The 22,793-nt window shown below is 73.6% G+C and carries 18 protein-coding genes and 1 riboswitch; of the genes, 5 read left to right on the top strand and 13 right to left on the bottom strand.

Annotated features, from left to right (window positions below):
• The first annotated feature begins 4 nt into the window (after positions 1 to 4).
• The 4 genes from ACIPFH_RS32360 (at position 5) to ACIPFH_RS32345 (ending at position 3,939) form a co-directional block, all read left to right on the top strand.
• On the top strand, positions 5 to 838 hold the full coding sequence (locus ACIPFH_RS32360; protein ID WP_356257310.1) for an amino acid ABC transporter permease: 834 nt from the start codon (positions 5 to 7) through the stop codon (positions 836 to 838).
• Complete coding sequence (locus ACIPFH_RS32355; protein WP_401832076.1) at positions 835 to 1,629, top strand: amino acid ABC transporter ATP-binding protein; 795 nt, start codon at positions 835 to 837, stop codon at positions 1,627 to 1,629. Before ACIPFH_RS32360 ends, ACIPFH_RS32355 begins: the two co-directional genes overlap by 4 nt.
• 26 nt (positions 1,630 to 1,655) lie before the next feature.
• Positions 1,656 to 2,747 carry an amidohydrolase family protein gene (locus ACIPFH_RS32350; RefSeq protein ID WP_401832073.1) on the top strand — a complete coding sequence of 364 codons (1,092 nt, stop codon included), beginning with the start codon at positions 1,656 to 1,658 and terminating at the stop codon, positions 2,745 to 2,747.
• Positions 2,748 to 2,913: 166 nt separating this feature from the next.
• Positions 2,914 to 3,939: an SCO1860 family LAETG-anchored protein gene (locus ACIPFH_RS32345; RefSeq protein ID WP_401832070.1), complete on the top strand. Its 1,026-nt coding sequence runs from the start codon at positions 2,914 to 2,916 to the stop codon at positions 3,937 to 3,939.
• A 126-nt stretch (positions 3,940 to 4,065) separates the two neighbouring features.
• Here the strand turns inward: ACIPFH_RS32345 and cobC are convergent, their stop codons facing one another.
• Genes cobC through cobM form a run of 6 tightly spaced genes read right to left on the bottom strand, consistent with a single transcriptional unit; the run spans position 4,066 to position 10,455 of the window.
• The gene (gene cobC / locus ACIPFH_RS32340; protein WP_401832068.1) at positions 4,066 to 5,172 is read right to left on the bottom strand and encodes an Rv2231c family pyridoxal phosphate-dependent protein CobC; all 1,107 of its coding nucleotides are present in this window, start codon (positions 5,170 to 5,172) and stop codon (positions 4,066 to 4,068) included.
• Positions 5,162 to 6,088 (bottom strand): sirohydrochlorin chelatase, encoded by a 927-nt coding sequence (locus ACIPFH_RS32335; RefSeq protein WP_401832065.1) that lies wholly within the window; start codon positions 6,086 to 6,088, stop codon positions 5,162 to 5,164. The genes cobC and ACIPFH_RS32335 overlap by 11 nt, the downstream gene beginning before the upstream one ends.
• Complete coding sequence (locus tag ACIPFH_RS32330; RefSeq protein WP_356257295.1) at positions 6,085 to 6,687, bottom strand: precorrin-8X methylmutase; 603 nt, start codon at positions 6,685 to 6,687, stop codon at positions 6,085 to 6,087. Before ACIPFH_RS32330 ends, ACIPFH_RS32335 begins: the two co-directional genes overlap by 4 nt.
• On the bottom strand, positions 6,684 to 8,393 hold the full coding sequence (cobJ, locus tag ACIPFH_RS32325; RefSeq protein WP_401832062.1) for a precorrin-3B C(17)-methyltransferase: 1,710 nt from the start codon (positions 8,391 to 8,393) through the stop codon (positions 6,684 to 6,686). The genes ACIPFH_RS32330 and cobJ overlap by 4 nt, the downstream gene beginning before the upstream one ends.
• Complete coding sequence (cbiE, locus tag ACIPFH_RS32320; protein ID WP_401832059.1) at positions 8,390 to 9,640, bottom strand: precorrin-6y C5,15-methyltransferase (decarboxylating) subunit CbiE; 1,251 nt, start codon at positions 9,638 to 9,640, stop codon at positions 8,390 to 8,392. The genes cobJ and cbiE overlap by 4 nt, the downstream gene beginning before the upstream one ends.
• Positions 9,637 to 10,455 carry a precorrin-4 C(11)-methyltransferase gene (gene cobM, locus ACIPFH_RS32315; protein WP_401832057.1) on the bottom strand — a complete coding sequence of 273 codons (819 nt, stop codon included), beginning with the start codon at positions 10,453 to 10,455 and terminating at the stop codon, positions 9,637 to 9,639. Before cobM ends, cbiE begins: the two co-directional genes overlap by 4 nt.
• Before the next feature lie 99 nt (positions 10,456 to 10,554).
• Between cobM and ACIPFH_RS32310 the strand changes: the two genes are divergently transcribed.
• Entirely contained in the window at positions 10,555 to 11,328 is a 774-nt protein-coding gene (locus ACIPFH_RS32310; protein ID WP_401832056.1) for a ZIP family metal transporter, read from the top strand.
• A gap of 17 nt (positions 11,329 to 11,345) precedes the next feature.
• On the opposite strand, the gene cobI is transcribed toward ACIPFH_RS32310, so the two are convergent.
• The 7 genes from cobI to ACIPFH_RS32275 are packed head-to-tail and all read right to left on the bottom strand — an operon-like array spanning position 11,346 to position 22,339.
• On the bottom strand, positions 11,346 to 12,077 hold the full coding sequence (gene cobI, locus ACIPFH_RS32305; RefSeq protein WP_401832054.1) for a precorrin-2 C(20)-methyltransferase: 732 nt from the start codon (positions 12,075 to 12,077) through the stop codon (positions 11,346 to 11,348).
• The gene (locus ACIPFH_RS32300) at positions 12,074 to 13,546 is read right to left on the bottom strand and encodes a cobyrinate a,c-diamide synthase (protein ID WP_401832053.1); all 1,473 of its coding nucleotides are present in this window, start codon (positions 13,544 to 13,546) and stop codon (positions 12,074 to 12,076) included. Before ACIPFH_RS32300 ends, cobI begins: the two co-directional genes overlap by 4 nt.
• 4 nt (positions 13,547 to 13,550) lie before the next feature.
• Positions 13,551 to 14,150: a cob(I)yrinic acid a,c-diamide adenosyltransferase gene (cobO, locus tag ACIPFH_RS32295; protein ID WP_401832051.1), complete on the bottom strand. Its 600-nt coding sequence runs from the start codon at positions 14,148 to 14,150 to the stop codon at positions 13,551 to 13,553.
• On the bottom strand, positions 14,150 to 16,189 hold the full coding sequence (locus tag ACIPFH_RS32290; protein WP_401832049.1) for a putative cobaltochelatase: 2,040 nt from the start codon (positions 16,187 to 16,189) through the stop codon (positions 14,150 to 14,152). The genes cobO and ACIPFH_RS32290 overlap by 1 nt, the downstream gene beginning before the upstream one ends.
• A complete protein-coding gene (cobN, locus tag ACIPFH_RS32285; protein WP_401832048.1) occupies positions 16,186 to 19,842 on the bottom strand; it encodes a cobaltochelatase subunit CobN in 3,657 nt (1,218 codons plus the stop codon). Before cobN ends, ACIPFH_RS32290 begins: the two co-directional genes overlap by 4 nt.
• Complete coding sequence (locus ACIPFH_RS32280; RefSeq protein ID WP_401832045.1) at positions 19,839 to 21,371, bottom strand: cobyric acid synthase; 1,533 nt, start codon at positions 21,369 to 21,371, stop codon at positions 19,839 to 19,841. The genes cobN and ACIPFH_RS32280 overlap by 4 nt, the downstream gene beginning before the upstream one ends.
• The gene (locus ACIPFH_RS32275) at positions 21,368 to 22,339 is read right to left on the bottom strand and encodes a cobalamin biosynthesis protein (protein WP_401832042.1); all 972 of its coding nucleotides are present in this window, start codon (positions 22,337 to 22,339) and stop codon (positions 21,368 to 21,370) included. The genes ACIPFH_RS32280 and ACIPFH_RS32275 overlap by 4 nt, the downstream gene beginning before the upstream one ends.
• A 97-nt stretch (positions 22,340 to 22,436) precedes the next feature.
• Positions 22,437 to 22,580, bottom strand: a riboswitch (cobalamin riboswitch).
• Between the last annotated feature and the right edge of the window lie 213 nt (positions 22,581 to 22,793).

The raw sequence follows: 22,793 nt of genomic DNA, 5'->3' as shown, positions 1-22,793 counted from the left end.
CCCCATGGCCGATACCGACGTACGACTCCAACCGAAGAAAAAGGGCCTGACCCGGCGCCAGAAGCGCCGCCTCTCGCGCGGCGCGCAGTACGTCGTCTTCGTCGCCGCCGTGATCGTCTTCGCGGTCACGGCGGACTGGGGCCGGCTGAAGAACCAGTTCGCCCAGTGGGACATCGCGAAGGAGATGTTCCCGGACGTCATCACACTGGCGCTGAAGAACACCGTGCTGTACACGGTGTCCGGCTTCGTCCTCGGGCTGGTGCTCGGTCTGGTCATCGCCCTGATGCGGCTGTCCTCCGTGGGCCCGTACCGCTGGGTGGCCGGCGTGTACATCGAGATCTTCCGCGGTCTGCCCGCCCTGCTGATCTTCGTCTTCATCGGCGTGGCCGTGCCGCTGGCCTTCCCCGGCACCGAGATCGTCGGCGGCACCTACGGCAAGGCGGCCCTCGGGCTCGGCCTGATCGGGGCCGCCTACATGGCGGAGACGTTCCGGGCCGGCATCCAGGCCGTGCCCAAGGGACAGCTGGAGGCGGCCCGGTCGCTGGGCTTCTCGCCCGCCCGCGCGATGGTCTCGGTCATCATCCCGCAGGCGTTCCGGATCATCCTTCCGCCGCTCACCAACGAGCTGATCATGCTCTTCAAGGACTCCTCCCTGGTCCTGCTCCTCGGGGTGACCCTGGAGGAGCGCGAACTGTCCAAGTACGGCCGTGACCTGGCCAGCACGACCGCCAACTCCACGCCCATCCTGGTCGCCGGCCTGTGCTACCTGCTGGTGACCATCCCGCTCGGCTTCGTCGTGCGGCGCATGGAGGCGAAGGCCCAGGAGGCCGTGAAATGAGCCGACCGGAGATCGAAGTCCGCGACCTGCACAAGTCGTTCGGCGCCAACGAGGTGCTGCGCGGCATCGACCTGGAGATCGGCCAGGGTGAGGTCGTCTGCGTGATCGGCCCGTCCGGCTCCGGGAAGTCGACGCTGCTGCGCTGTGTGAACCTGCTGGAGGAGCCCAGCAAGGGCCAGGTCTTCGTCGGCGGCACCGAGCTCACCGACCCCGACGTCGACATCGACGCCGTACGCCGCCGCATCGGCATGGTCTTCCAGCAGTTCAACCTGTTCCCGCACCTGTCGGTGACCGAGAACCTCACGCTGCCGCAGCGCCGGGTGCTGCGGCGCGGCAAGGTGGAGGCGGCGAAGGTGGCCGCCGAGAACCTGGAGCGGGTGGGACTGTCGGAGAAGGCGACCGCCTACCCCGCCTCCCTCTCCGGCGGTCAGCAGCAGCGCGTCGCGATCGCCCGTGCCCTGGCCATGGGCCCCGAGGTGATGCTGTTCGACGAGCCGACGTCGGCACTCGACCCGGAGCTGGTCGGCGATGTCCTCGCGGTCATGCGGATGCTCGCCGACGAGGGCATGACGATGATGGTCGTCACCCACGAGATGACCTTCGCCCGCGAGGTGGCCGACCGGGTCGTCTTCATGGACGGCGGGGTGATCGTGGAGGACGGCGACCCGGCCGAGGTCATCGGCAACCCCCGCCACGAGCGCACCCGGCACTTCCTCTCCCGCCTGCTGGACCCCGCGATGGCCGACGTGGAGGAGGGCACCTCCGACCAGGTGGGCGAGCCGGAGCGGTAGGCGGCGCAGTGGTTAGGGTGCACCGCATGAGCGATCGCGCGGTGCTGCACGTGAAGGGCCGGATCCTGACGGGGTCCGACGAAGTCCGCGACGAGTTGTGGGTCGTCGACGGCCGGATCTCCTACGACCGTCCCGTCGGCGCCCGCGACGTCCGGACCGTCGAGGGCTGGGCCCTGCCCGGTCTGGTCGACGCCCACTGCCATGTGGGCCTGGGCGCGCACGGCTCCGTCGACCGGGACGTCGCCGAGAAGCAGGCGCTGGCCGACCGCGAGGCGGGCACCCTGCTGATCCGTGACGCGGGTTCGCCCTCCGACACCCGATGGGTCGACGACCGCGAGGACCTTCCGAAGATCATCCGGGCGGGCCGGCACATCGCCCGTACCCGCCGCTACATCCGCGGTTACGCACACGAGATCGAGCCCGACGACCTGGTCGAGTACGTCGCCCGGGAGGCCCGGCGCGGTGACGGCTGGGTCAAGCTGGTCGGCGACTGGATCGACCGCGAGGTGGGCGACCTGGCACCGAGCTGGCCACGGGAAGCGGCCGAGGCCGCCATCGCGGAGGCCCACCGCCTGGGCGCGCGGGTCACGGCGCACTGCTTCGCCGAGAACTCGCTCCGCGACCTGGTCGAGTCGGGCATCGACTGCGTCGAGCACGCCACGGGCCTGACCGACGACCTGATCCCGCTGTTCGCGGCACGCGGTGTGGCGATCGTCCCGACTCTCGTCAACATCGCCACGTTCCCGAACCTGGCCGCCGGCGGCGAGTCCAGGTTCCCGCGCTGGGCGGCCCATATGCGGCGCCTGCACGAACGCCGTTACGACACCGTGCGCTCCGCCTACGACGCCGGTGTCCCGGTCTTCGTCGGCACGGACGCCGGCGGCACGCTGCCCCACGGTCTGGTGGCGGCGGAGGTCGCGGAACTGGTGACGGCGGGCATCCCTCCGGTGCGGGCGCTCTCGGCGACCACCTGGGGCGCACGCGAGTGGCTCGGGCGCCCCGGTCTGGTCGAGGGCGCCCCGGCGGACCTGGTGGTCTACGAGACGGACCCGCGCGCCGACGTACGAGTGCTGGCGGCTCCGCGCCGGGTGGTACTCGACGGCACGGTGGTGAGCTGAGAGCGCTGTGACGCGGGCGGTTGTGGAGAACGTGCGTGCCGATGGATTCGAAGACACGCACGGAAAACTCACGTTGGAGTGAACTCGCGTCACCCTGCTGACCGTTCACCCCTCGTACGTAATTCTTGCGGGGTCCCGAGGCATTTCTCTTCTGGGGGTCCCACCCTTGAACGGCAACAACTTCCCGCTGCCCGCACGCGCCCGTCGCGTCGCCACCGTCGTGGCGGTCACGGCCCTGGCCGCAGGTCCCGCGGCCCTGGCCGGCGCGGGCACCGCCCACGCGACCTCCGGCCAGGGCCGGGCGAGTGCGTCCGTCCTGCGCACCGGCCTCGACGTGGCCCTGCTCGACAAGACCGTCGACGTCCCGCTCGCCGTCTCCCTGAACGAGGTGCGGGCTCCGCGGAGCGCCGAGAAGACCGCACTGACCGCCGAGTTGGACGGCGTCGCCGGCGGAAGGCCGTTCAGCGTCCTGCGCGCGGACGTCGCCGAGGCGAAGGCGACCTCGGACGGTGACGGGGCCGAGGCCTCCACCCGCCTCGTCCACGCCAAGCTGCACGTCCCCGGCCTGCCGCTGCTCTCCCTCATCGAGGTCGGCACGGTCACCTCCAGGGCGACCTGCGAGGCCGGGAAGACCCCGGTGGCCGTCTCCAACCTGCTCGGCTCGGTGACGGTCCTGGGCAAGAAGGTGTCGGTGAGCACCGGCGGCACGACGGACGTGAAGGTACCGGGCGTGGGCGAGGTCCGCCTGGACCTGTCGAAGCGCGAGACCACCACCCGCACGGCCGCCGCCACCGCCCTCGAACTCACCGTCTCCGTCAACCCGTTGCACCTCAACGTCGCCGAGGTCACGGGCACCCTGACCCTCGCCGAGGCCACCTGCGAGGCACCCGCCGCGCAGGAACAGGAGCCCGAGCAGGCCCAGGAGCAGAACCAGGCCCAGGAGCAGAACCAGGCCCAGGAGCAGAACCAGGGTCAGGAGCAGAACCAGGGTCAGGAGCAGAACCAGGGCCAGGACCGGGCCGCCGAGCCGAGCGCCGCCCCGGCCGGTGACATCGAGGCCCAGGGTGCGCCCGCCCAGGCGGACCTGGCCCGGACCGGCGGCAGCTCGGTGACCCCCTACCTCGCGGGCGGCGCGGTGGCCCTGCTGGCCGCGGGCGGGGGAGCGGTGGCGCTGGTCAGGCGCCGCGGCTGACCGGACGGGCCGCGGGGGCACGGACCCGGGACGTCCCGCCCGAGCCCGTACCCCGCCCCAGCCCGTGCCTCGCCCGTGTCCGTACCCCGTCCGAGTCCGTGTCCTGCCCGCGTCCCTGCCCCGGCCTCATTCCCGGGTCAGCGCCAGTGCCTGGTCCAGTGCCTGGAGAAAGCGGTTCACCGTCACCCGGTCCCGTACCGCCAGCCGCAGCCACTCCTCGTCCAGCCCCGGGAAGGTGTCCCCGCGCCGGACCGCGAACCCCAGGGTGCGCAGCCGCCGGCGGACGGCGTCGGCCCGGGGCAGCCGTACGAGGACGAAGGGGCCGTCCGCCGGTCCCACCACCCGCACGCCGTCCACGCCGAACTCCTCGAGGCCGGCCACGAGATGCGCCCGGTCCGCGGCGACCCGGTGGGCCGCGTGCGCCGCCTCCGCCAGCGCCTGCGCGCCCATGCACGCCTCCGCCGCCACCAGCGCCGGCGTGGACACCGGCCACAGCGGCTGGGCCCGCTCCAGCTCGGCGACGGTCTCCGGCGCGGCGAGCACGTAGCCGATCCGCAGCCCCGCCAGCCCCCAGGTCTTGGTCAGGCTGCGCAGCACCACCAGACCGGGCACGTCCGTCCGTCCGGCGAGGGCCTCCCGCTCGCCCGGCACCGCGTCCATGAACGCCTCGTCCACCACCAGCGTGCGCCCGGGCCGGGCCAGCCGGCGGATCGTCTCCGCGGGGTGCAGCACCGATGTGGGGTTCGTCGGATTGCCGATCACCACCAGGTCGGCCCGCTCGGGAACGGCCGCCGGATCCAGCCGGAACCCGTCCTCCGCACGCAGCACCACCCGGTCCACGCTGTGCCCGGCGTCATGCAGCGCCGCCTCCGGCTCCGTGAACTGCGGGTGCACGACGACGGGCCGCCGGACCTTCAGGGCGCGCGCCAGCAGCACGAACGCCTCCGCCGCGCCCGCCGTCAGCAGCACCCGCTCGACGGGCAGCCCGTGCCGCGCCGCGACCGCCGCCCGCGCGGCCCGCCCGTCCGGGTAGGCCGCGAGGCCGCCCAGGGACGCGGCGACGCGCTCACGCAGCCAGCGCGGAGGCGTGTCCGCGCGGACGTTCACCGCGAGGTCGACGAGCGCCGAGCCGTCGTCGCGCACCTCGGCGTCCCCGTGGTGGCGCAGGTCGTGGCCGCCGGCGTGCCCCTGGGCGGCACCGTGGTGATCGCCGGCGGGCCCCTCAGCGCGCATGGGAGTGGGTGTGTCCGTGGTGGTGGCCGTCGTGGTGGTGGCCCTCGTCGTCGGGGTGGAAGTGCGGCTGCTGCGGCAGTCCCACCTTGTCCTCGAAGCCCGGCAGCGCGATCCGGTACACGCACGAGTCGCAGTTCATGCGCAGGTCGCCCCCGACGGCCTCCTCGTACCGCTCCATCACCAGGTCGAGCAGTTCCGGCTCGGGACCGATGACGTCCGCCGACCGCACCTCGACCTCCGGGTGCGCGGCGGCCCAGCCCTCGGTCTGGTGCCGCACCCGGTCCGGCAGGATCCCGGTGAACAGGAAGTAGGGGAGGACGACGATCCGCCGCGCGCCCAGCTTCACGCAGCGGTCGAGTCCGCTCGGCACGTCGGGCGCGGCCAGCGACACGAACGCGGTCTCCACGCCCGCGTACCCGCGTCCCTCCCACAGCAGCCGCGCCGCCTTGTACACCTCGGCGTTGGCGTCCGGGTCCGTCGAGCCGCGCCCGACCAGCAGCACGGTGACGTCGGCCAGGTCCTCGGGGGCACGGTTCCCGGTACCCAGCGCCTCGGCCAGCCGCCGCTCCAGCACGTTCAGCAGCGCCGGGTGCGGGCCCAGCGGACGCCCGTACGTGTAGGAGATGCCGGGGTGCCGCTCCTTCTCGCGGGACAGGGCCGCCGGGATGTCGCCCTTGGCGTGCCCGGCGGACACCAGCATCAGCGGGACGGCGGCGAAGCGCCGTACGCCGCGCTCCACCAGCTCCGTCACCGCCTCGCCCAGCGGCGGCGGGGACAGCTCGATGAAGCCGCCCGCGACGGGCAGCTCGGGGTGGCGGCGGCCGAGTTCCCGTACGAAGTCGCGGAACGCCTCGGCTCCGGCTTCGTCCCGGGTGCCATGGCCGGCGATGAGCAGGGCGGGCGGCGGGGTGATCACTGTTTCTCCTCGGAGGGCGAAGCGGGGGGCGAAAGAGGTGTGTACAGCAGGGCGTTGAGCGCGGCGGCGGCGACCGCCGACCCGCCCTTCTCGGACACGTTGCTCACGGCGGGCAGGCCGCTGTCGCGGAGCGCGGCCTTCGACTCGGCCGCGCCGACGAAGCCGACGGGCAGGCCGATGACCAGCGCGGGGGAGGCGTCGAGCGTCAGCAGCTCCTCCAGGGCGGTCGGCGCGCAGCCGATCACCCAGAGGGCGCCGGGCCCGACCTCCTCGTACGCCAGCCGGATCGCGTGGGCGGACCGGGTCAGCCCGGGACCGGACCTGGCGTCCTTGAGACGGCAGACGGTGTCCCGCCGGGTGATCCCGGCGGCCACCATCTCCACGTCGACGACGACGGGCGCCCCGGCGTGCAGCGCGGTGTGCGCCTTCGTCAACTCGCCCTCGTCCAGCACGAGATCGCTCGCGTACTCCAGATCGGCGGCGGAGTGGATGACCCGCTCCACCACCGCCCGGCTCAGCGGCGCGAAGTGCGAGGTGTCCAGGCGGGCTCGCAGCCGCCGGAACGACTCCTGCTCGATCGGGTGGACCACACGGTTCACAGCGCGCCCTCCGTGGAGCCTGACCGGGAGTCTTCCTGCCAGCGGTAGCCGCGGGGCGTCACCATGCGCCCCGCGATGTTCCGGGTCGCCGTGTTGCCCACCGTCACGACCGTCATCATGTCGACCCACGCCGGGTCGAGTTCCTCCAGGGTCGTCAGCCTCGCGCTCCCGTCCGGGCGCGAGGCGTTGCGTACGACTCCCACCGGCGTCGTCGGCTCCCGGTGCCCGGCGAGGATCGACAGCGCCTTGGGCAGCTGCCAGTCACGGCCCCGGGAACGGGGGTTGTAGAACGTGACGACGATGTCCGCCTCGGCCGCCGCCCGCACCCGCCGCTCGATGACCTCCCACGGCGTGTGCAGGTCGGACAGGCTGATCGACACATGGTCGTGGCCCAGGGGCGCGCCGAGGATCGCGCCGGCCGCGAGCGCGGCGGTCACCCCGGGCACGCCGATCACGTCGATGTCGTCGGACGCCTCGGCGAGCGCGGGGGAGGCCATCGCGTAGACGCCCGCGTCCCCGCTGCCGATCAGTGCGACGGCCTGTCCGCGCCGGGCCTCCTCGACGGCGGTCCGGGCCCGTTCCTCCTCGGCCCCGAGCCCCGACTCCAGGATCCGGGTGCCGGGCCGCAGCAGGTCGCGGATCTGGTCGACGTACTGGTCGAGGCCGACGAGCACCGAGGCCCGCTCCAGCTCCGCCCTCGCGCGGGGCGTGAGCAGGTCCCGCGCACCGGGACCGAGCCCGACGACCGCGAGCCGCCCGCGCCCCGGCCGCCGGACGACCGCGCAGGTCGCCGTCGCGGGAACCCCGGCCGACTTCCGCTTGGGGACCAGGAGTTCGCCCCCGCCGATCAGCGCGGCCGCCTCCGCCACGGACGGCGTGCCGACGGCGGCGAGCGGGGCGTCGGACGGGTTCGGCACCTCGACGCCCGCCAGCTCCTCGGCGGAGTACGTCACCACGGGCACGCCGAGCCGCCGGGCGGCCTCGACGATGCCCGGTTCCCCGGCCTTGGCGTCGACGGTGGCGAGCTCGGCGAGGCTGCGGACGGACAGCCCGGCCTCCCGCAACACGCCCTCGACCAGCTCGAGCACCTCGTCGACCGGAGCGCCCTTGGACGCGCCCACGCCGACGACGAGGGACGGCGGACGCAGCAAGACCTCACGCGCGCCGGGCTCGGCCGCCCGGTCCGTCAGCCGCACGGTGTGGGCCGCCCCCCGCTGCGCGAACGGCACCGGCGGCAGCGGCCACGCCACCTCGGCGTCCAGCGATACCGGCTCACCGTCCAGCAGGGCCCGCGTCACGCCGGCCACATCGCCCTCCACGGGAAGGCCGAGGGTGTCGAGACCGGGGATGCCGACGGCGTCCGTGGCCGTGGTCACCACCGGCTGCGCACCCAGCAACCCGCCGACGGACAGCGCGAGTTCATTGGCGCCGCCGCCGTGCCCGCCGACCAGGGACACGGCGAACCGCCCGGCCTCGTCGACGCACACCACACCGGGGTCGGACGCCTTGTCGCCGAGCAGCGGCGCGACGAGCCGGACGACCGCTCCCGTCGCCAGGAAGCACACCAGTTGCTCGCACTCCGCGAACGCCCGCCGGACGGCGTCCCCGACGGGTCCGTCGTACACGCGCGTGCGGTCCGGCCAGGCCGCGGCCAGCCGGTCGCGCGCCGCCGCCCCCGCCGCGGTGGCGGAAATGAGGCCGATCACTGAGCAACTCCTTCTTCAGAGAGGGGGGTTCTGGTCCCCCACAGCAGGAAAACCGGATTGGTCGCCGCGAGCCGGGTCACGTCACCCGGCAGCGGTGCCAGCCGCGAGGACTGCAGGAGCACCCCGTCGACGTCGAACCCGGTGTCCGTGAGCGCGGCGCGCACCGCCGGAACCCGGTCGAGCGCGGCCAGCGCGACGACCACGGTCCGCCGGGCCCGCCGCGCGCACACCCCGACGATCGCGGGCAGCTCGCCCCCGCCGCCGCCGACGAACACGGTGTCGGGGTCGTCGAGTCCGGCCAGCGCGTCCGGCGCGGCGCCGTGCACCACCTGCACGTCGACGCCGTGCGCGTCGGCGTTGGCGCGGATCCGCGCGACCCCGTCCGCCGTCTTCTCGACCGCGCTGACGGCGGCGCCGAGCCGCGCGCACTCCACGGCCACGGATCCCGACCCGGAGCCCACGTCCCAGACCAGATCGCCGGAGCGCGGCCCGAGCCGGGCCAGGGCCAGCGCCCGCACCTCGAACTTGGTGATCATCGAGTCACGGTGGGCGAAGTCGCCCTCGTCCAGCGCCCACCCGCCGGGCCGGATCCCGGGCCCGGCCAGGGTCCGTACGGGACCCGACGCCCGCGTCTCGTCCAGGCACAGGACGACACTCACCGCCGTACCCCAGTCGCGTCCGGCGGCCTCGGCGGGGGAGACGCGCTCCACGCGCTCGCCCGCCGGGTCGCCCAGCGCGGAGGCGACGACGAGCACCCGACCGGGAGCGCTGCGCGCGAGCGCGGCCCCCAGCTCGGCGGGCCCCGCGCCCGGCCCGGTCAGGACGGCGACCTTCGGGTGCGCCCGGCAGACATGGACCGCCGTCCGCGGATCCCGCCCGTGCGCGCTGACGACGACGGCGTCGTCCCAGGTCAGCCCGATCCGTGCGAAGGCGGTGGCCACGGACGAGACCCCGGGCCGGACGTCCAGCCGGTGCGCCCCGAACCGCTCGGCCAGGGCCCGCACGATCCCGAAGAACCCGGGGTCGCCGGAGGCCAGCACGACCACACGCCGGTCCTTCCCGACGTACTCCCCGATGGTGTCGAGGGCCGGGGCGAGCGGACCGAGCACGATCCGCTCGGCGGACGCGGGCAGGCGCGCGGCGTCCAGGTGCCGCCGCCCGCCCACGACGAGTTCGGCCCCGGCGAGCGGCTCCGCTCCGGGCGCGGCCCCCGTCCCCGTTCCGATGACGGTGATCGGCCGGCTCACGTACTGGCACCCCGAGTCCGCAGCGCCCGGCGGGCCTCCGGGTCGGCCTTGCGATAGCCGTGGAAGTGACCGGGGTGGTACAGGTGCGAGCGGGTGCCGTGCGCGTCGAGGGCCGGGCCGACCAGGAACAGAGTGTGCTTCCAGAGCTTGTGCTCCTTGACCGTCTCCTCCAGCGTCCCGATCGTGCACTTCACGACCAGCTCCTCCGGCCAGGTCGCCTGGTGGGCGATGACCACCGGGGTGGCGGTCGGGTAGCCGCCCTCCAGCAGCTCCCGCACCAGCTGCCCGCTCCGGGCGGCCGAAAGGAAGATCGCCATGGTCGTGCCGTGCCTGGCGAACTCCCGCACCTCCTCGCCGGGCGGCATCGGCGTCTTGCCCCCGCCGAGCCGGGTGAGGACGACGGACTGCGCGACCTCGGGGATCGTCAGCTCGCGCCGGGCCAGCGCGGCGACGGCCGAGAACGAGGACACACCGGGCACGATCTCGGTCTCGACGCCGATCTCCTCGCACCGGTCGAGCTGCTCCTGCGTACCGCCCCAGAGCGCGGGGTCGCCGGAATGGATACGGGCGACCTTCAGCCCCTCCCGGCGGGCCCGCTCGTACACGGCGACGACGTCCTCCAGGGACATGGTCGCCGAGTCGAGGATCTCCGCGCCCTCGCGCGCGTGCTCGAGAACCTCCGCCTGGACCAGGCTCGCGGCCCAGATCACGACGTCGGCGTCGGCGATGGCACGCGCGGCGCGGAACGTCAGCAGGTCGGCGGCGCCGGGGCCGGCACCGACGAAGGTCACCTTGCCGGTGGGGGCATCGGCCATGGGTTCGGGTCCTCTCATAGCGGGCTTTGTCCGTGTTTTCCGACGTCAGTGGACGGCGCGGATGTGCGCGATCGGGGGTTGATCGGATAGCAAGGGCCTATGGCGGTCTTCGTCGCGCTCGGCGCGTTCCTCATGACGCTGGCCGGCGGCTGGACGGCACAGCGCGTGACCGACCGCCGTCACCTGGTGCTGGGCCTGGCCGGCGGCCTGATGCTGGGCGTCGTCGGCCTGGATCTGCTGCCGGAGGCCCTGGAGGCGGCCGGCACGGAGGTCTTCGGCGTCCCGGCCGCCCTGCTGCTCTTCGTGGCGGGCTTCCTGGTGGCCCATCTGGTGGAACGGCTGCTGGCGGCACGCCAGGCCGCGCACGGCGCCGAGGAGCACGTCCACCCGGCTCCGCCGCACGAGCACGTCGGCCGGGGGGTTCCCGACGGCCGGGCCCCCGAGGTGGGTCTGACCGCGGCCGCCGCGATGGTCTTCCACAGCGCCATGGACGGCGTGGCGATCGGCGCGGCCTTCCAGGTGGGCGGTGGCATGGGAGCCGCCGTGGCCCTGGCGGTCGTCGCCCACGACTTCGCGGACGGCTTCAACACGTACACGATCACGAGTCTGTACGGGAACGCCCGCCGCAAGGCCCTGTTCATGCTGTTCGCCGACGCGGCCGCACCGGTGGTGGGCGCGGCCTCGACGACCTTCGTCAGCATCCCGGAGCAGTTGCTCGGCGGCTACCTGGGCTTCTTCGGCGGCGCGCTCCTGTATCTGGCCGCCGCCGAGATCCTCCCCGAGGCCCACCACGAACACCCCGCCCGGTCGACCGTGCTGTGCACGGTCGCGGGCGCGGCCTTCATCTGGCTGGTGGTGGGCCTGGCCTCGTGACCCGAGGGCGGACGGACTCACAGCTTGCCGCCCCGGCCGCCCTCGCGCCGCGCGGGCGCGATGAGCGTGGAGAGGTAGGGAAGCGGCTCGCCGTCCAGCTCCCCGGCGGGCCGGATGGACTCCTCCGCAAGACCGAGCGCCGACCCCCACACGGCGTCCCCGATCCGCCCGGTCTCCCGCAGCGCCTCGGCGACCTCGGCGGCCTGCCGTCCGAACTTGTAGGCGACGACGGTCCCCGGTCCGGCGAGCGCGTCCTTCAGCACGGCCGAGCCCGCGGTCACCGGCACCAGCGTCAACGGCTCGGTGCCCTCGGTCAGCACGGCACCCGACCGTGCCGCGAGGTCCTGCATGGCGGTGATGCCCGGCACGGTCTCGATCACCACGCCCGGCACCGACTCCACGATGGTCTGCGCGAGATAGGTGAAGGTGGAGTACACGTTGGGGTCGCCGATGGTCGCGAAGGCGACGCGGCCGTGCTGCCGCAGCAACCCGGCGACCCGCTCCCCGGCGGCGTCCCAGGCGGCCTCCCGCCGTGTCCGGTCGGTCCGCTCGTTGAGCGCGAAGACGACCCGGACGATCTTCTCCTGCGGCACGTAGTGCAGCACGGTGGCCTCGGCCCGCCCCCGCTCCCCGCTGTCCATCACGGGCACGACGACGACCTCGGCGGCCCGCAGCGCGTTGACACCCTTGACGGTCACCAGCTCCGGATCCCCGGGGCCCACCCCGACTCCGACCAGTCTGCTGCTCATGACGTCCGGCACCTCTCCACGAACCGACGGGCCACACCGGGCTCGGACGCCCAGTGCGTGTGCAGATAACTCGCGTGCACACCGCGCTCCACAAATCCTTCGACCCGCCGCGGGGCCAGCACCCCCCAGGCGGGAGCCGCCCCCGAGCCGGGCTCGACGACGGTCCGGTGGAACTCGTGCCCGCGCATCCGCGTCCCGGCCACGGCCAGCACACTGTCGCTCACGGCCACGGCGTCCCGATACCCGAGCGTGAGCCGCCCGCTCATCCGCGCGGTGGCGTCGAGCACCCCGCACATGGGCTGCCCGTCCAACTCCCGGCACAGGTACAGCAGCCCGGCACACTCGGCGGCGACCGGGCCACCGGACTCCACGAGGGCGACGACCTCCTGGCGCAGCGCCTCGTTCCCGGACAACTCGGCGGCGTACACCTCGGGAAACCCACCCCCGATGACCAGCCCACGGGTCCCTTCCGGAAGCCCCTCGTCCCGAAGCGGATCAAAGACGACGACCTCGGCCCCGGCAGCGGCAAGCAATTCGGCATGCTCGGCATAGGAGAAGCTGAACGCAGGCCCCCCGGCAACAGCGACCCGCACCCTGCCGCCCGGGCCGTTCTCACTCAGCCCGTCCGGCGTTCGGGGACGAGGCCTTTCAGGCCGAAAGCGGGGGTCTGGGGGCGCTGCCCCCGGGGTCGGGACGGGGAGGGGCGGCGGGGGCTGCGAAGCCAGCGCCTCGGCCGCATTCCAGGCCGCACCCGACAAGACCCCCGCACCACGAGCCAGCGCGACCAGGGCCTCAAGATCGCACCCTTGGGAAACCTGCGCCCTCATGGCCGCGACGGAGTCCACCGCCGCAGCCCGCCGCTCGGCGACCGGCACCAACCCCAGATGCCGGGACGGCGTGTCCACCTGAGCCACCCGCCGCAACACGCCCAGCACCGGCACCCCCGCCGAGTCGAGCGCCTCCCGCAACAACTCCTCGTGCCGATCGGAAGCGACCTTGTTCAAGATCACGCCTCCGATCCGCACCTCCGGATCCCAGGAGGCGAAACCGTGCACGAGCGCGGCCACGGACCGCGACTGCGACGAAGCGTCGACCACGAGCACGACCGGCGCCCGCAGCAGCTTCGCCACATGGGCGGTGGACGCCAGTTCACCCTCCCCCGCGGCCCCGTCGAACATCCCCATGACCCCCTCGACCACGGCGATGTCACACCCGCGCGCGCCATGCGCGAACAGCGGCCCGATCAGCTCCGGCCCGCACAGATACGCGTCGAGGTTGCGCCCCGTCCGCCCGGTCGCGAGCGAGTGGTATCCGGGGTCGATGTAGTCCGGCCCCACCTTGTGCGGGGACACGGCGAGCCCCCGCGCGGCGAACGCGGCCATCAGCCCGGTGGCGACGGTGGTCTTGCCGCTGCCGGAGGACGGCGCGGCGATGACCAGCCGGGGGACGGAGGACGGGGAGGTCAGCACGGCGTCACCACTCGATACCCCGCTGCCCCTTCTGGCCCGCGTCCATCGGATGCTTGACCTTGGACATGTCGGTGACGAGGTCGGCGATGTCGACGAGCTTCTCCGGCGCGTTCCGCCCGGTGATCACGACGTGCTGGGTGCCCGGCCGATGGCGCAGCACGTCGACGACCTCGTCCGTGTCGACCCATCCCCAGTGCATCGGGTACGCGAACTCGTCGAGCACGTACAGCTTGTACGTCTCGGCCGCGAGATCCCGCTTGACCTGCTCCCAGCCCTCGCGGGCCTTCTCCTCGTTGTCCATCTGCGAGTCCCGCTGGACCCAGGACCACCCCTCGCCCATCTTGTGCCAGTCGACGGAACCGCCCTCCCCGGACGCTCCCAGCACGCGCAGCGCGTTCTCCTCGCCGACCTTCCACTTCGCCGACTTGACGAACTGGAACACCCCGATCGGCCATCCCTGGTTCCAGGCCCGCAGCGCCAGCCCGAACGCGGCGGTGGACTTGCCCTTGCCCACCCCCGTGTGCACGACGACCAGCGGCCGGTTACGACGCTGACGGGTCGTCAGTCCGTCGTCCGGCACGACACTCGGCTGCCCCTGAGGCATTACGCGGCCCTCCTCGAAGTCCCCTGCACGTCCCTGACCAGCCCGGCGATGGAGTCGGCCCGCAACTCGTCCAGCGTCACAGCGCTGCCCCCCAGCTCGCCCGCGAGCTGCCCCGCGAGCCCCAGCCGCACGGGCCCCGACTCGCAGTCGACGACCACGGAGGCGATCCCCTCGGCGGCGAACAACCGTGCCGCCCGCCCGGCGAGGGCGACCGGTTCCGCCCCACCGGTGGCCCGTCCGTCCGTCACCACGACCACCAGAGCCCGCCGCGCCGGATCCCGCAGCCGTTCCACCCGCAGCACGTCGTGCGCCTTGAGCAGCCCGGCGGCGAGCGGCGTCCGCCCGCCGGTGGGCAGCGACTCCAGCCGCACGGCGGCGGCGTCCACCGACGAGGTGGGCGGCAGCGCGACGTCCGCGGCCGCCCCCCGGAAGGTGACCAGCCCCACCTTGTCGCGCCGCTGATAGGCGTCGAGCAGCAGCGACAGCACGGCACCCTTCACCGCGCCCATCCGCTGCCGGGCCGCCATCGACCCGGACGCGTCCACGACGAACAGCACGAGGTTCCCCTCGCGCCCCTCCCGGGTCGCCTGCCGCAGATCGTCCCGGCGCACCACGAGCCCCGGCCCGGACCGTCCCCGCGCCCGCTGATGGGGGGCCGCGGCCTGCACGGTCGCCGCCAGATGCAGCTTGGTGAGCGTGCCGCGGGGCCGTCGGGCTCCGGTGGTCCGCCCGTGTTCCGTCCGCGCCCGCGACCGCCGCCCGGTGGCGCCCTCGCCGATCCCGGGCACGCTCAGCGTCTTCGTACGGAACGGCTCGGCGGCCCGTACCGCGGACTGCTCCCCGGCGCCGGAACCGGCCGGCTGCGGCTGCCCGCCCTCACCGGCCTCTTCGGTCCCGCCGCCCTCCTCGGCCTCGGGACGGGCGGCCGTGTCGTCGCCCTGCGGACCGTCACCGTCGGACCGCGGCGGCTGCCCGCCGTCTCCGCCGCCCGGGCCGTCGGGGTCGGGATCGGGGTCCTCGTCGTCCGCGCCGCCGAACTCCTCCAGCGTCTCGTCGAGCTTGTCCTCGTCGAGTCCCGGCGCGTCGAACGGGTTGCGGCGCCTGCGGTGCGGCAGCGCGAGCAAGGCCGCCGTCCGCACGTCCTCGGCGAGCACCTCGGTCCGTCCCGCCCACGCGGCCAGCGCGGTGGCCGTCCGCGCCATCACGATGTCGGCCCGCATGCCGTCCACCTCGAAGGCGGCGCAGGTCGCCGCGATCTGCCGCAGCGCTCCGTCGCCCAGCCGCACCGACGGCAGCAGGGCGCGCGCCGCCACGATCCGACCGCGCACGGTGCTCTCCTCCTGCGCCCACCGCGTGGCGAACCCTTCCGGATCGTCGTCGTAGGCGAGCCGCCGCCGGACGACCTCCACCCGCTGGTCGGGCTCGCGCGAGGCGGCCACCTCCACCGTCAGCCCGAACCGGTCGAGCAACTGCGGCCGCAGCTCGCCCTCTTCCGGGTTCATGGTCCCGACGAGCAGGAACCGCGCGGCGTGGCGGACGGAGACGCCCTCGCGCTCCACGTACGAGGCGCCCATCGCGGCCGCGTCGAGCAGCAGGTCGACCAGGTGGTCGTGGAGGAGGTTGACCTCGTCGACGTACAGGATCCCGCGGTGCGCGTCCGCGAGGAGTCCCGGCTCGAAGGCCTTCACGCCCTCCGCCAGCGCCCGCTCGATGTCGAGGGCGCCGACCAGCCGGTCCTCGGAGGCGCCGACGGGCAGTTCGACCATCCGGGCGGCCCGGGTCTCGAACGCCCCGGGCTCGTGCGGCCCGTCCGGGCAGGCGGGGTCGGGGGAGCCGGGATCGCAGGAGAACCGGCAGCCGGCGACGACGTCCAGCGTGGGCATGAGCGCCGAGAGGGCGCGCACGGCCGTGGACTTGGCGGTGCCCTTCTCACCACGGACCAGCACACCGCCCACCGCCGGCGAGACGGCGTTCAGCAGCAGCGCGAGCCGCAGGTCGTCCTGGCCGACGACGGCCGTGAACGGGAACGGGGTACTCACTTCTCGTTGCCCTCCAAGTCGCCTTCGAGCTCCAGGTACGTGGCGCGCAGCCGCTCGATCGTGTCGGCGTCCGGCTCGGCCCACAGCCCGCGGTCGGCGGCTTCGAGGAGCCGCTCGGTGATGCCCCGCAGGGCCCACGGGTTGGACTTCTTCATGAAGTCCCGGTTCTCCGGGTCGAAGACGTACTCGGCGCTGAGTTTCTCGTACATCCAGTCGTCGACGACCCCTGCCGTGGCGTCGTAGCCGAAGAGGTAGTCGACGGTCGCCGCCATCTCGAAGGCGCCCTTGTAGCCGTGCCTGCGCATGGCCGCCATCCAGCGCGGGTTGACCACCCGTGCCCGGAACACGCGGTGCGTCTCCTCGCCGAGGGACCGGGTCCTCACCTGGTCCGGGACGGCCGAATCGCCCACGTAGGCCTCGGGGTTGGCGCCCGTCAGGTGCCGCACCATGGCGACCATGCCGCCGTGGTACTGGAAGTAGTCGTCGGCGTCGACGAGGTCGTGTTCGCGGGTGTCCACGTTCTTGGCCGCGACGGCGATCCGCCTGAACGCCGTCTCCATGTCCCCGCGTGCCGCCCGCCCGTCGAGCCCGCGCCCGTAGGCGTAGCCGCCCCAGACGGCGTACACCTCGGCCAGGTCCGCGTCCGAGCGCCAGTTGCGGGCGTCGATCAGCGGCAGCAGACCCGCCCCGTAGGCCCCCGGCTTGGAGCCGAAGATACGGGCCGTCGCGCGCCGCCGGTCGCCGTGTGCGGCGGCGTCCTCGTCCACGTGGGCGCGTACGAAGTTGGACTCGGTGGGCTCGGCCAGCTCGGCCACCGCCCGCACCGCGTCGTCGATCAGCCCCACCACGTGCGGGAACGCGTCCCGGAAGAACCCGGAGATGCGGACGGTCACGTCGATGCGAGGCCGGCCGAGTTCCGCCAGGGGCACCACCTCGAACCCGGTCACCCGGCGCGAGGCGTCGTCCCACACCGGGCGGCAGCCCAGCAGCGCCAGGATCTCGGCGATGTCGTCGCCCTGGGTGCGCATCGCGGAGGTGCCCCAGACCGTCAGGCCGACGGACTTCGGGTAGTCGCCCGTGTCCTGGAGATACCGCTGCACGAGGGAGTCCGCGAGGGCCTGCCCGACCTCCCAGCTCAGCCTGGAGGGAATGGCCTTGGGGTCGACCGAGTAGAAGTTGCGCCCGGTCGGCAGCACGTTGACCAGCCCGCGCGTCGGAGAGCCCGACGGACCGGCCGGGACGTAACCGCCGTCAAGGGCCTTCAGGATGTGGTCGATCTCGTCCGTCGTCTTCGCCAGCCGCGGTACCACCTCACGGCACGCGAACTCCAACACCGCGACGACGTCCGGGAGTTCGACGCCCACGACCTCGCGTACGAGTGAGGGGACGGCCGACGCCTCCCAGCCGCGCTCCTCCATGCCCTCCGCGAACCGGCGGCACAGCTGCTCCAGGAGGTCGATCGCGTCGGCTGCCGACCGCGAGGGCCCCTCGACGAGCGAGGTCAGTCCGTCCGGCACCTTCACCGGCGCACCGGGCTCGCCCAGCAGCTCCTTCTCGACCAGCCCGAAGTGCTCGGCGAGGCAGGCCCGCAGCCCCGGCAGCGCGTTCGCCTGCCCGCCCCACACCTGCGAGGCGCGCAGCACGGCCAGCACGAGGTTCACCCGCGCCTCGCCGACCGGACCACCACCGAGGATGTGCAGCCCGTCCCTGATCTGCACGTCCTTGATCTCGCACAGATAGCCGTCGATGTGCATGACGAACTCGTCGAAGGCGTCGTCGCCCGGCTGCTCGTCCACATGCAGGTCGTTGTGCAGCTCCGCCGCCTTGACCAGCGTCCAGATCTGCGCCCGCACGGCCGGCGCCTTCGTCGGATCGAGGTCGGAGACGAGCGCGTACTCGTCGAGGAGCTGTTCCAGCTTGGCCAGGTCGCCGTAGGTGTCGGCGCGCGCCATCGGCGGGACGAGGTGGTCGACGACGGTGGCGTGCCCGCGCCGCTTGGCCTGGGTGCCCTCGCCGGGGTCGTTGACGATGAAGGGGTAGACGAGCGGCAGATCACCGAGGACGGCGTCCGGGGCACAGCCCCCGCCCAGCCCGAGCCCCTTGCCCGGCAGCCACTCCATCGTGCCGTGCTTGCCCATGTGCACGATCGCGTCGGCGCCGAAACTGTTCTCCAGCCACCGGTAGGCGGCCATGTAGTGGTGCGACGGCGGCATGTCGGGGTCGTGGTAGATCGCGATCGGGTTCTCGCCGAAGCCGCGCGGCGGCTGGATCATCACGACGACGTTCCCGAACCGGAGGGAGGCCAGCACGATGTCGTCCCCGTCGACGTACAGCGAACCCGGCGGCTCGCCCCACGCCTCGAGCATGCCCGCGCGCAGCCGGGGATCGAGCGTGTCGAACCACGCCCGGTAGTCGGCCAGCGGGACCCGGGCGGGCGCGGCGGCCAGCTGCTCCTCGGTGAGCCATTCCACGTCGTGGCCACCGGCGTTGATCAGCCGGTGGATCAGCTCGTCGCCGTTGTCGGGGTGCCCCGTGACGCCGTAGCCCGCGTCCCGCAGGGCGTCCAGCACCCGGATGGCCGAGGCGGGCGTGTCGAGCCCGACCGCGTTGCCCACCCGCGAGTGCTTGGTCGGGTAGGCGGTGAAGACGAGCGCGAGCTTCTTGTCGCCGTTCGCCTTGTGCTTCAACCGGGCGTGCCGTACGGCGATCCCGGCTACGCGTCCGGCCCGCTCGGGGTCGGCGATGTACACCGGGACGTCGTCCGGGCCCTGCTCCTTGAAGGAGAAGGGGACCGTGATGATCCGCCCGTCGAACTCCGGGATGGCGACCTGCATCGCCGCGTCCATGGGGGACAGGGCGGCGTCGGACGCCTCCCAGGCGCTCTTCGAGGAGGTGAGGCAGAGCCCCTGCAGTACGGGGACGTCGAGCTCGGCGAGCGCGCCGATGTCCCAGGCCTCCTCGTCCCCGCCCGCCGAGGCCTGCGAGGCGTGCGTGCCGCCGGCGGCTAGGACGGTGGCGACGAGGGTGTCGGTCCGCCCGAGGATCTCGTACAGCCCCGGGTCCGCCCCGCGCAGCGAACCGCAGTACACGGGAAGGGCGTTGGCGCCACGTGCCTCGACGGCGTCGCACAGCGTGTCCACGAAGGCGGTGTTGCCGCTCAGCTCGTGCGCCCGGTAGAAGAGCACCCCGATGGTCGGCCGGCCCTCGACGAAGGCACGCTCGCCGTGGACGCCGAACTCGGGCATCTTCTGCGGCTCGACGAACCCCTCACCGGTCAGCAGGACGGTGTCGGAGAGGAAGCGGGCCAGCTCGGTCAGGTTGGCCGGGCCGCCCTCGACGAGATAGCGCAACGCCTCCGCCACCACACCGGCGGGCGCCGACGACTCGGCCATCAGCTCCGCGTCGGGCACGGCCTCGCCGCCCAGCAGCACGGTCGGCACGCCGGACGCCCGGAGTGCGGCGAGCCCGTCCTCCCAGGCCCGCTTGCCGCCGAGCAGCCGTACGACCGCGATGTCGGCGCCGTCGAGGAGCGCGGGGAGTTCCCCCGCGACATCCACCCGGGTCGGGTTGCCGATCCGGTACGAGGCACCGGAGGCGGCCCGGGCCGCCAGCAGATCGGTGTCGGCGGTCGACAACAACAACACTGTGCTCATGCGGGCGCTCCCGGTGGAATGAAAGGCAGTCCTTGCGGCGCGCCCGACTCGATGAGCCGCCGGAGCGCGTCGGTGTCCGCGTGCTGTTCGATCAGGTCGCCGAGCCGGTCGAGCTGTTCCTCGCGCAGCGCGGCGAACGAGGTGTCGGAGGCGGGCACGAAACGACGGCCCGCGGCGGCCGCCACCTCGCGCAGAAAGGCCCGCCGGAATCCGTCCGACTCCAGTGAGCCGTGCCAGTGCGTGCCCCAGGTCTGCCCGACCCGGCAGCCGTCGAGGCTGTGTCCCCGGTCGTCGGAGATGAACGGCTCCCCGCCGGTGACGTCGGCGACCCCGTGATGGATCTCGTACCCCTCGACCGGTTCGCCGAGGGCTTCCCCGACCGGCCGGGTGAGGGTCTTCTCGCGGGCGAACCGCACCCGGACCGGAAGGACTCCGAGCCCCTCCACCCGTCCGAGCCGGCTCTCGACCTCGTCCTCGATGTGTTCGCCGAGGATCTGGAAACCCCCGCAGATGCCGAGGACGGGCCGCTGCTCGGCGGCCCTGCGGAGAATGGCCCGCGCGAGTCCCCGCTCCCGCAGCCACTCCAGGGCCCGCACGGTGCCCCGGGTCCCCGGAATCACCACCAGGTCGGCGTCGGCCAGTTCCTCGGGCCGGTCCACGAACCGCACGACGACGCCGGGCTCGGCGGCCAGCGCGTCCACGTCCGTGAAGTTGGACATGAGAGGGACGGCGCAGACGGCGACCCGCAGGACGTCCTCGCCGACGGGCGGGGCGGTGTTCGACTCCCGCACGGTCCCGCGCAGCGAGACCCTCAGCCCGTCCTCCTCGTCGATCCCGAGCCCGTGCCGGAACGGCAGCACGCCGTACGTCCGCCGCCCGGTGAGCCCGTGCAGCATGTCCAGGCCCGGCTCCAGCAGGGAGACGTCCCCCCGGAACTTGTTGACCAGGAACCCGGCGACGAGCTCCTGGTCCTCGGGCGAGAGCAGGGCGACCGTGCCGAAGAAGGAGGCGAAGACGCCCCCGCGGTCGATGTCTCCGACGACGAGCACGGGCAGCCGCGCGCCCCGCGCGATTCCCATGTTCACGATGTCCGTCCGCCGCAGATTGATCTCGGCAGGACTGCCCGCCCCCTCACAGATCACCGCGTCATACGTGCCCCGCAACTCGGCGAGGCAGTCGAGAACGGTTCCGAGGAGTTTCCGCTGCCGCCCCCCGTGATAGCCACGGGCGCTCATCTCGCCCACCGGTTTGCCGAGCAGCACGACCTGACTGCTCTGCTCACCGCCCGGCTTGAGCAGTACGGGGTTCATCAGCGCGGTCGGCTCCACCCGGCAGGCCTGGGCCTGCATGGCCTGGGCCCGCCCGATCTCGGCGCCCTCGCGCGTCACGAAGGAGTTGAGGGACATGTTCTGCGCCTTGAAGGGCGCGACCTTCACCCCCTGCCGTACCAGCCACCGGCAGATGCCGGCCGTGACGACGCTCTTGCCGGCGTCGGAGGTGGTGCCGGCGACGAGGAGACCCCCGCTCATGACGTACGTCCCTTCGGCTGGTTCTTCGCGACGACGCGCGTGGCGAGGACGCGCGCGGCGACGGTGACGCCGAGCGCGAGCAGGCCGACGCGGCGGGAGAGCCGTGCGGCGCGTTCGATGTCCCGGGCGACGACGGGCCGCCCGGCCGTTCCGTTCAGCACGGGCCGGTGCTCGACCCGCCCCGCGTACGACAGGGTTCCGCCGAGCCGCACCCCGAGGGCGCCCGCGAAGGACGCTTCCACCGGCCCGGCGTTGGGACTCGGATGCCTACCGGCGTCGGCCCGCCAGGTCTGTACGGCGCCCCGCGGATCGTCCCCCGCGAGGGCCGCGAGCAGGGCGGTCAGCCGGGCCCCTGGCCATCCGGCGACGTCGTCGAGGCGGGCGGCGGCCCACCCGTAGCGCAGATACCTCGGCGACCGGTGACCGACCATGGCGTCCAGGGTGTTGACGGCCCGGAACCCGAGCAGCCCCGGCACCCCGCCCACGGCGCCCCACACCAGCGCCCCCACGACGGCGTCGGAGGTGTTCTCGGCGACGGACTCCACGACCGCCCGGGCGATCCCGTCGGCGTCCAGAGCCTGCGGATCCCGCCCGCACAGATGCGGCAGCCGCTCCCGGGCGGCCTCGACGTCCCCCGCTTCGAGCGCCCGCCCGATGGCCCGGGCCTCCCGGACCAGGGAACTGCCCCCGACGACGGTCCAGGCGGCGGCGGAGACGAGGGCGACGGAAGCGGCGGGGGAACGGCGAACGGCCTTCTCGGCGACGGCTCCCAGGGTCACGACCCCGCCGGCGCACACGACGGCATGGAGGGCGCCCCACCCCCGGTGGTCACGCCACAGCAGCCGCTCCACGGCACCGGCGGCCCGCCCGAACGCGGCGACCGGGTGCCCTCGGCGCGGATCGCCGAGCAGCAGGTCGCCCAGGAGGCCGGTGGCGGCGCCGTACGCGTAGAGGCGATCGGCACGCATCGGCTCAGCCGGCCGTGCGGTCGGGCAGCGACCTGGTGCTGTACCTCAACGGCCGAGCGAGCATGGCGATATGTCCTCACTCAGGGTGTCCACGCCCTGGTTCGACGAGACCGGCGGCGAGAGTTCCTGGCTCCCGGGGGTTTCTACCCCGGTGACAGTGGCGGGACCGCGCCGGATTCGCACCGGCTTCCTCTTCTGCCGCCGTACATGGCCCGGGCAGTCCACCACGGGCCCGGAAGAGCCGTCAACTTGCTGTTGACCTGCAGAGGGAGAGTGTGCAGAACCCCACACAGGACCGATCGGAGAGGTCACAAAGACCGAGGGGTGGGGGGGGGGGGGGGGGGCCGCCCCCCCCCCCGGGGGGGGGCGGGGGGGGGGCGGGGGGGGGGGGGGGGGGGGGGGGGGGGCCCCCCCCCCCCCCCCCGCCGCCCCCCCCCCGGCGGGGGCGCCCGGC

It is taken from the genome of Streptomyces sp. NPDC088157, assembly GCF_044741545.1.
Taxonomy (GTDB): Bacteria; Actinomycetota; Actinomycetes; order Streptomycetales; family Streptomycetaceae; genus Streptomyces.
This window is presented reverse-complemented; position numbering and strand designations above follow the sequence as displayed.

What these genes read in the sequence shown, in the direction of transcription:
- ACIPFH_RS32360 (WP_356257310.1), top strand. Translation starts at nt 5, where the DNA reads ATGGCCGATACCGACGTACGACTCCAACCGAAGAAAAAGGGCCTGACC.
- ACIPFH_RS32355 (WP_401832076.1), top strand. Translation starts at nt 835, where the DNA reads ATGAGCCGACCGGAGATCGAAGTCCGCGACCTGCACAAGTCGTTCGGC.
- ACIPFH_RS32350 (WP_401832073.1), top strand. Translation starts at nt 1,656, where the DNA reads ATGAGCGATCGCGCGGTGCTGCACGTGAAGGGCCGGATCCTGACGGGG.
- cobC (WP_401832068.1), bottom strand. Translation starts at nt 5,172, where the DNA reads ATGCGCGCTGAGGGGCCCGCCGGCGATCACCACGGTGCCGCCCAGGGG.
- cobM (WP_401832057.1), bottom strand. Translation starts at nt 10,455, where the DNA reads ATGGCCGATGCCCCCACCGGCAAGGTGACCTTCGTCGGTGCCGGCCCC.
- ACIPFH_RS32310 (WP_401832056.1), top strand. Translation starts at nt 10,555, where the DNA reads ATGGCGGTCTTCGTCGCGCTCGGCGCGTTCCTCATGACGCTGGCCGGC.
- cobI (WP_401832054.1), bottom strand. Translation starts at nt 12,077, where the DNA reads ATGAGCAGCAGACTGGTCGGAGTCGGGGTGGGCCCCGGGGATCCGGAG.
- cobO (WP_401832051.1), bottom strand. Translation starts at nt 14,150, where the DNA reads ATGCCTCAGGGGCAGCCGAGTGTCGTGCCGGACGACGGACTGACGACC.
- cobN (WP_401832048.1), bottom strand. Translation starts at nt 19,842, where the DNA reads ATGAGCACAGTGTTGTTGTTGTCGACCGCCGACACCGATCTGCTGGCG.
- ACIPFH_RS32280 (WP_401832045.1), bottom strand. Translation starts at nt 21,371, where the DNA reads ATGAGCGGGGGTCTCCTCGTCGCCGGCACCACCTCCGACGCCGGCAAG.
- ACIPFH_RS32275 (WP_401832042.1), bottom strand. Translation starts at nt 22,339, where the DNA reads ATGCGTGCCGATCGCCTCTACGCGTACGGCGCCGCCACCGGCCTCCTG.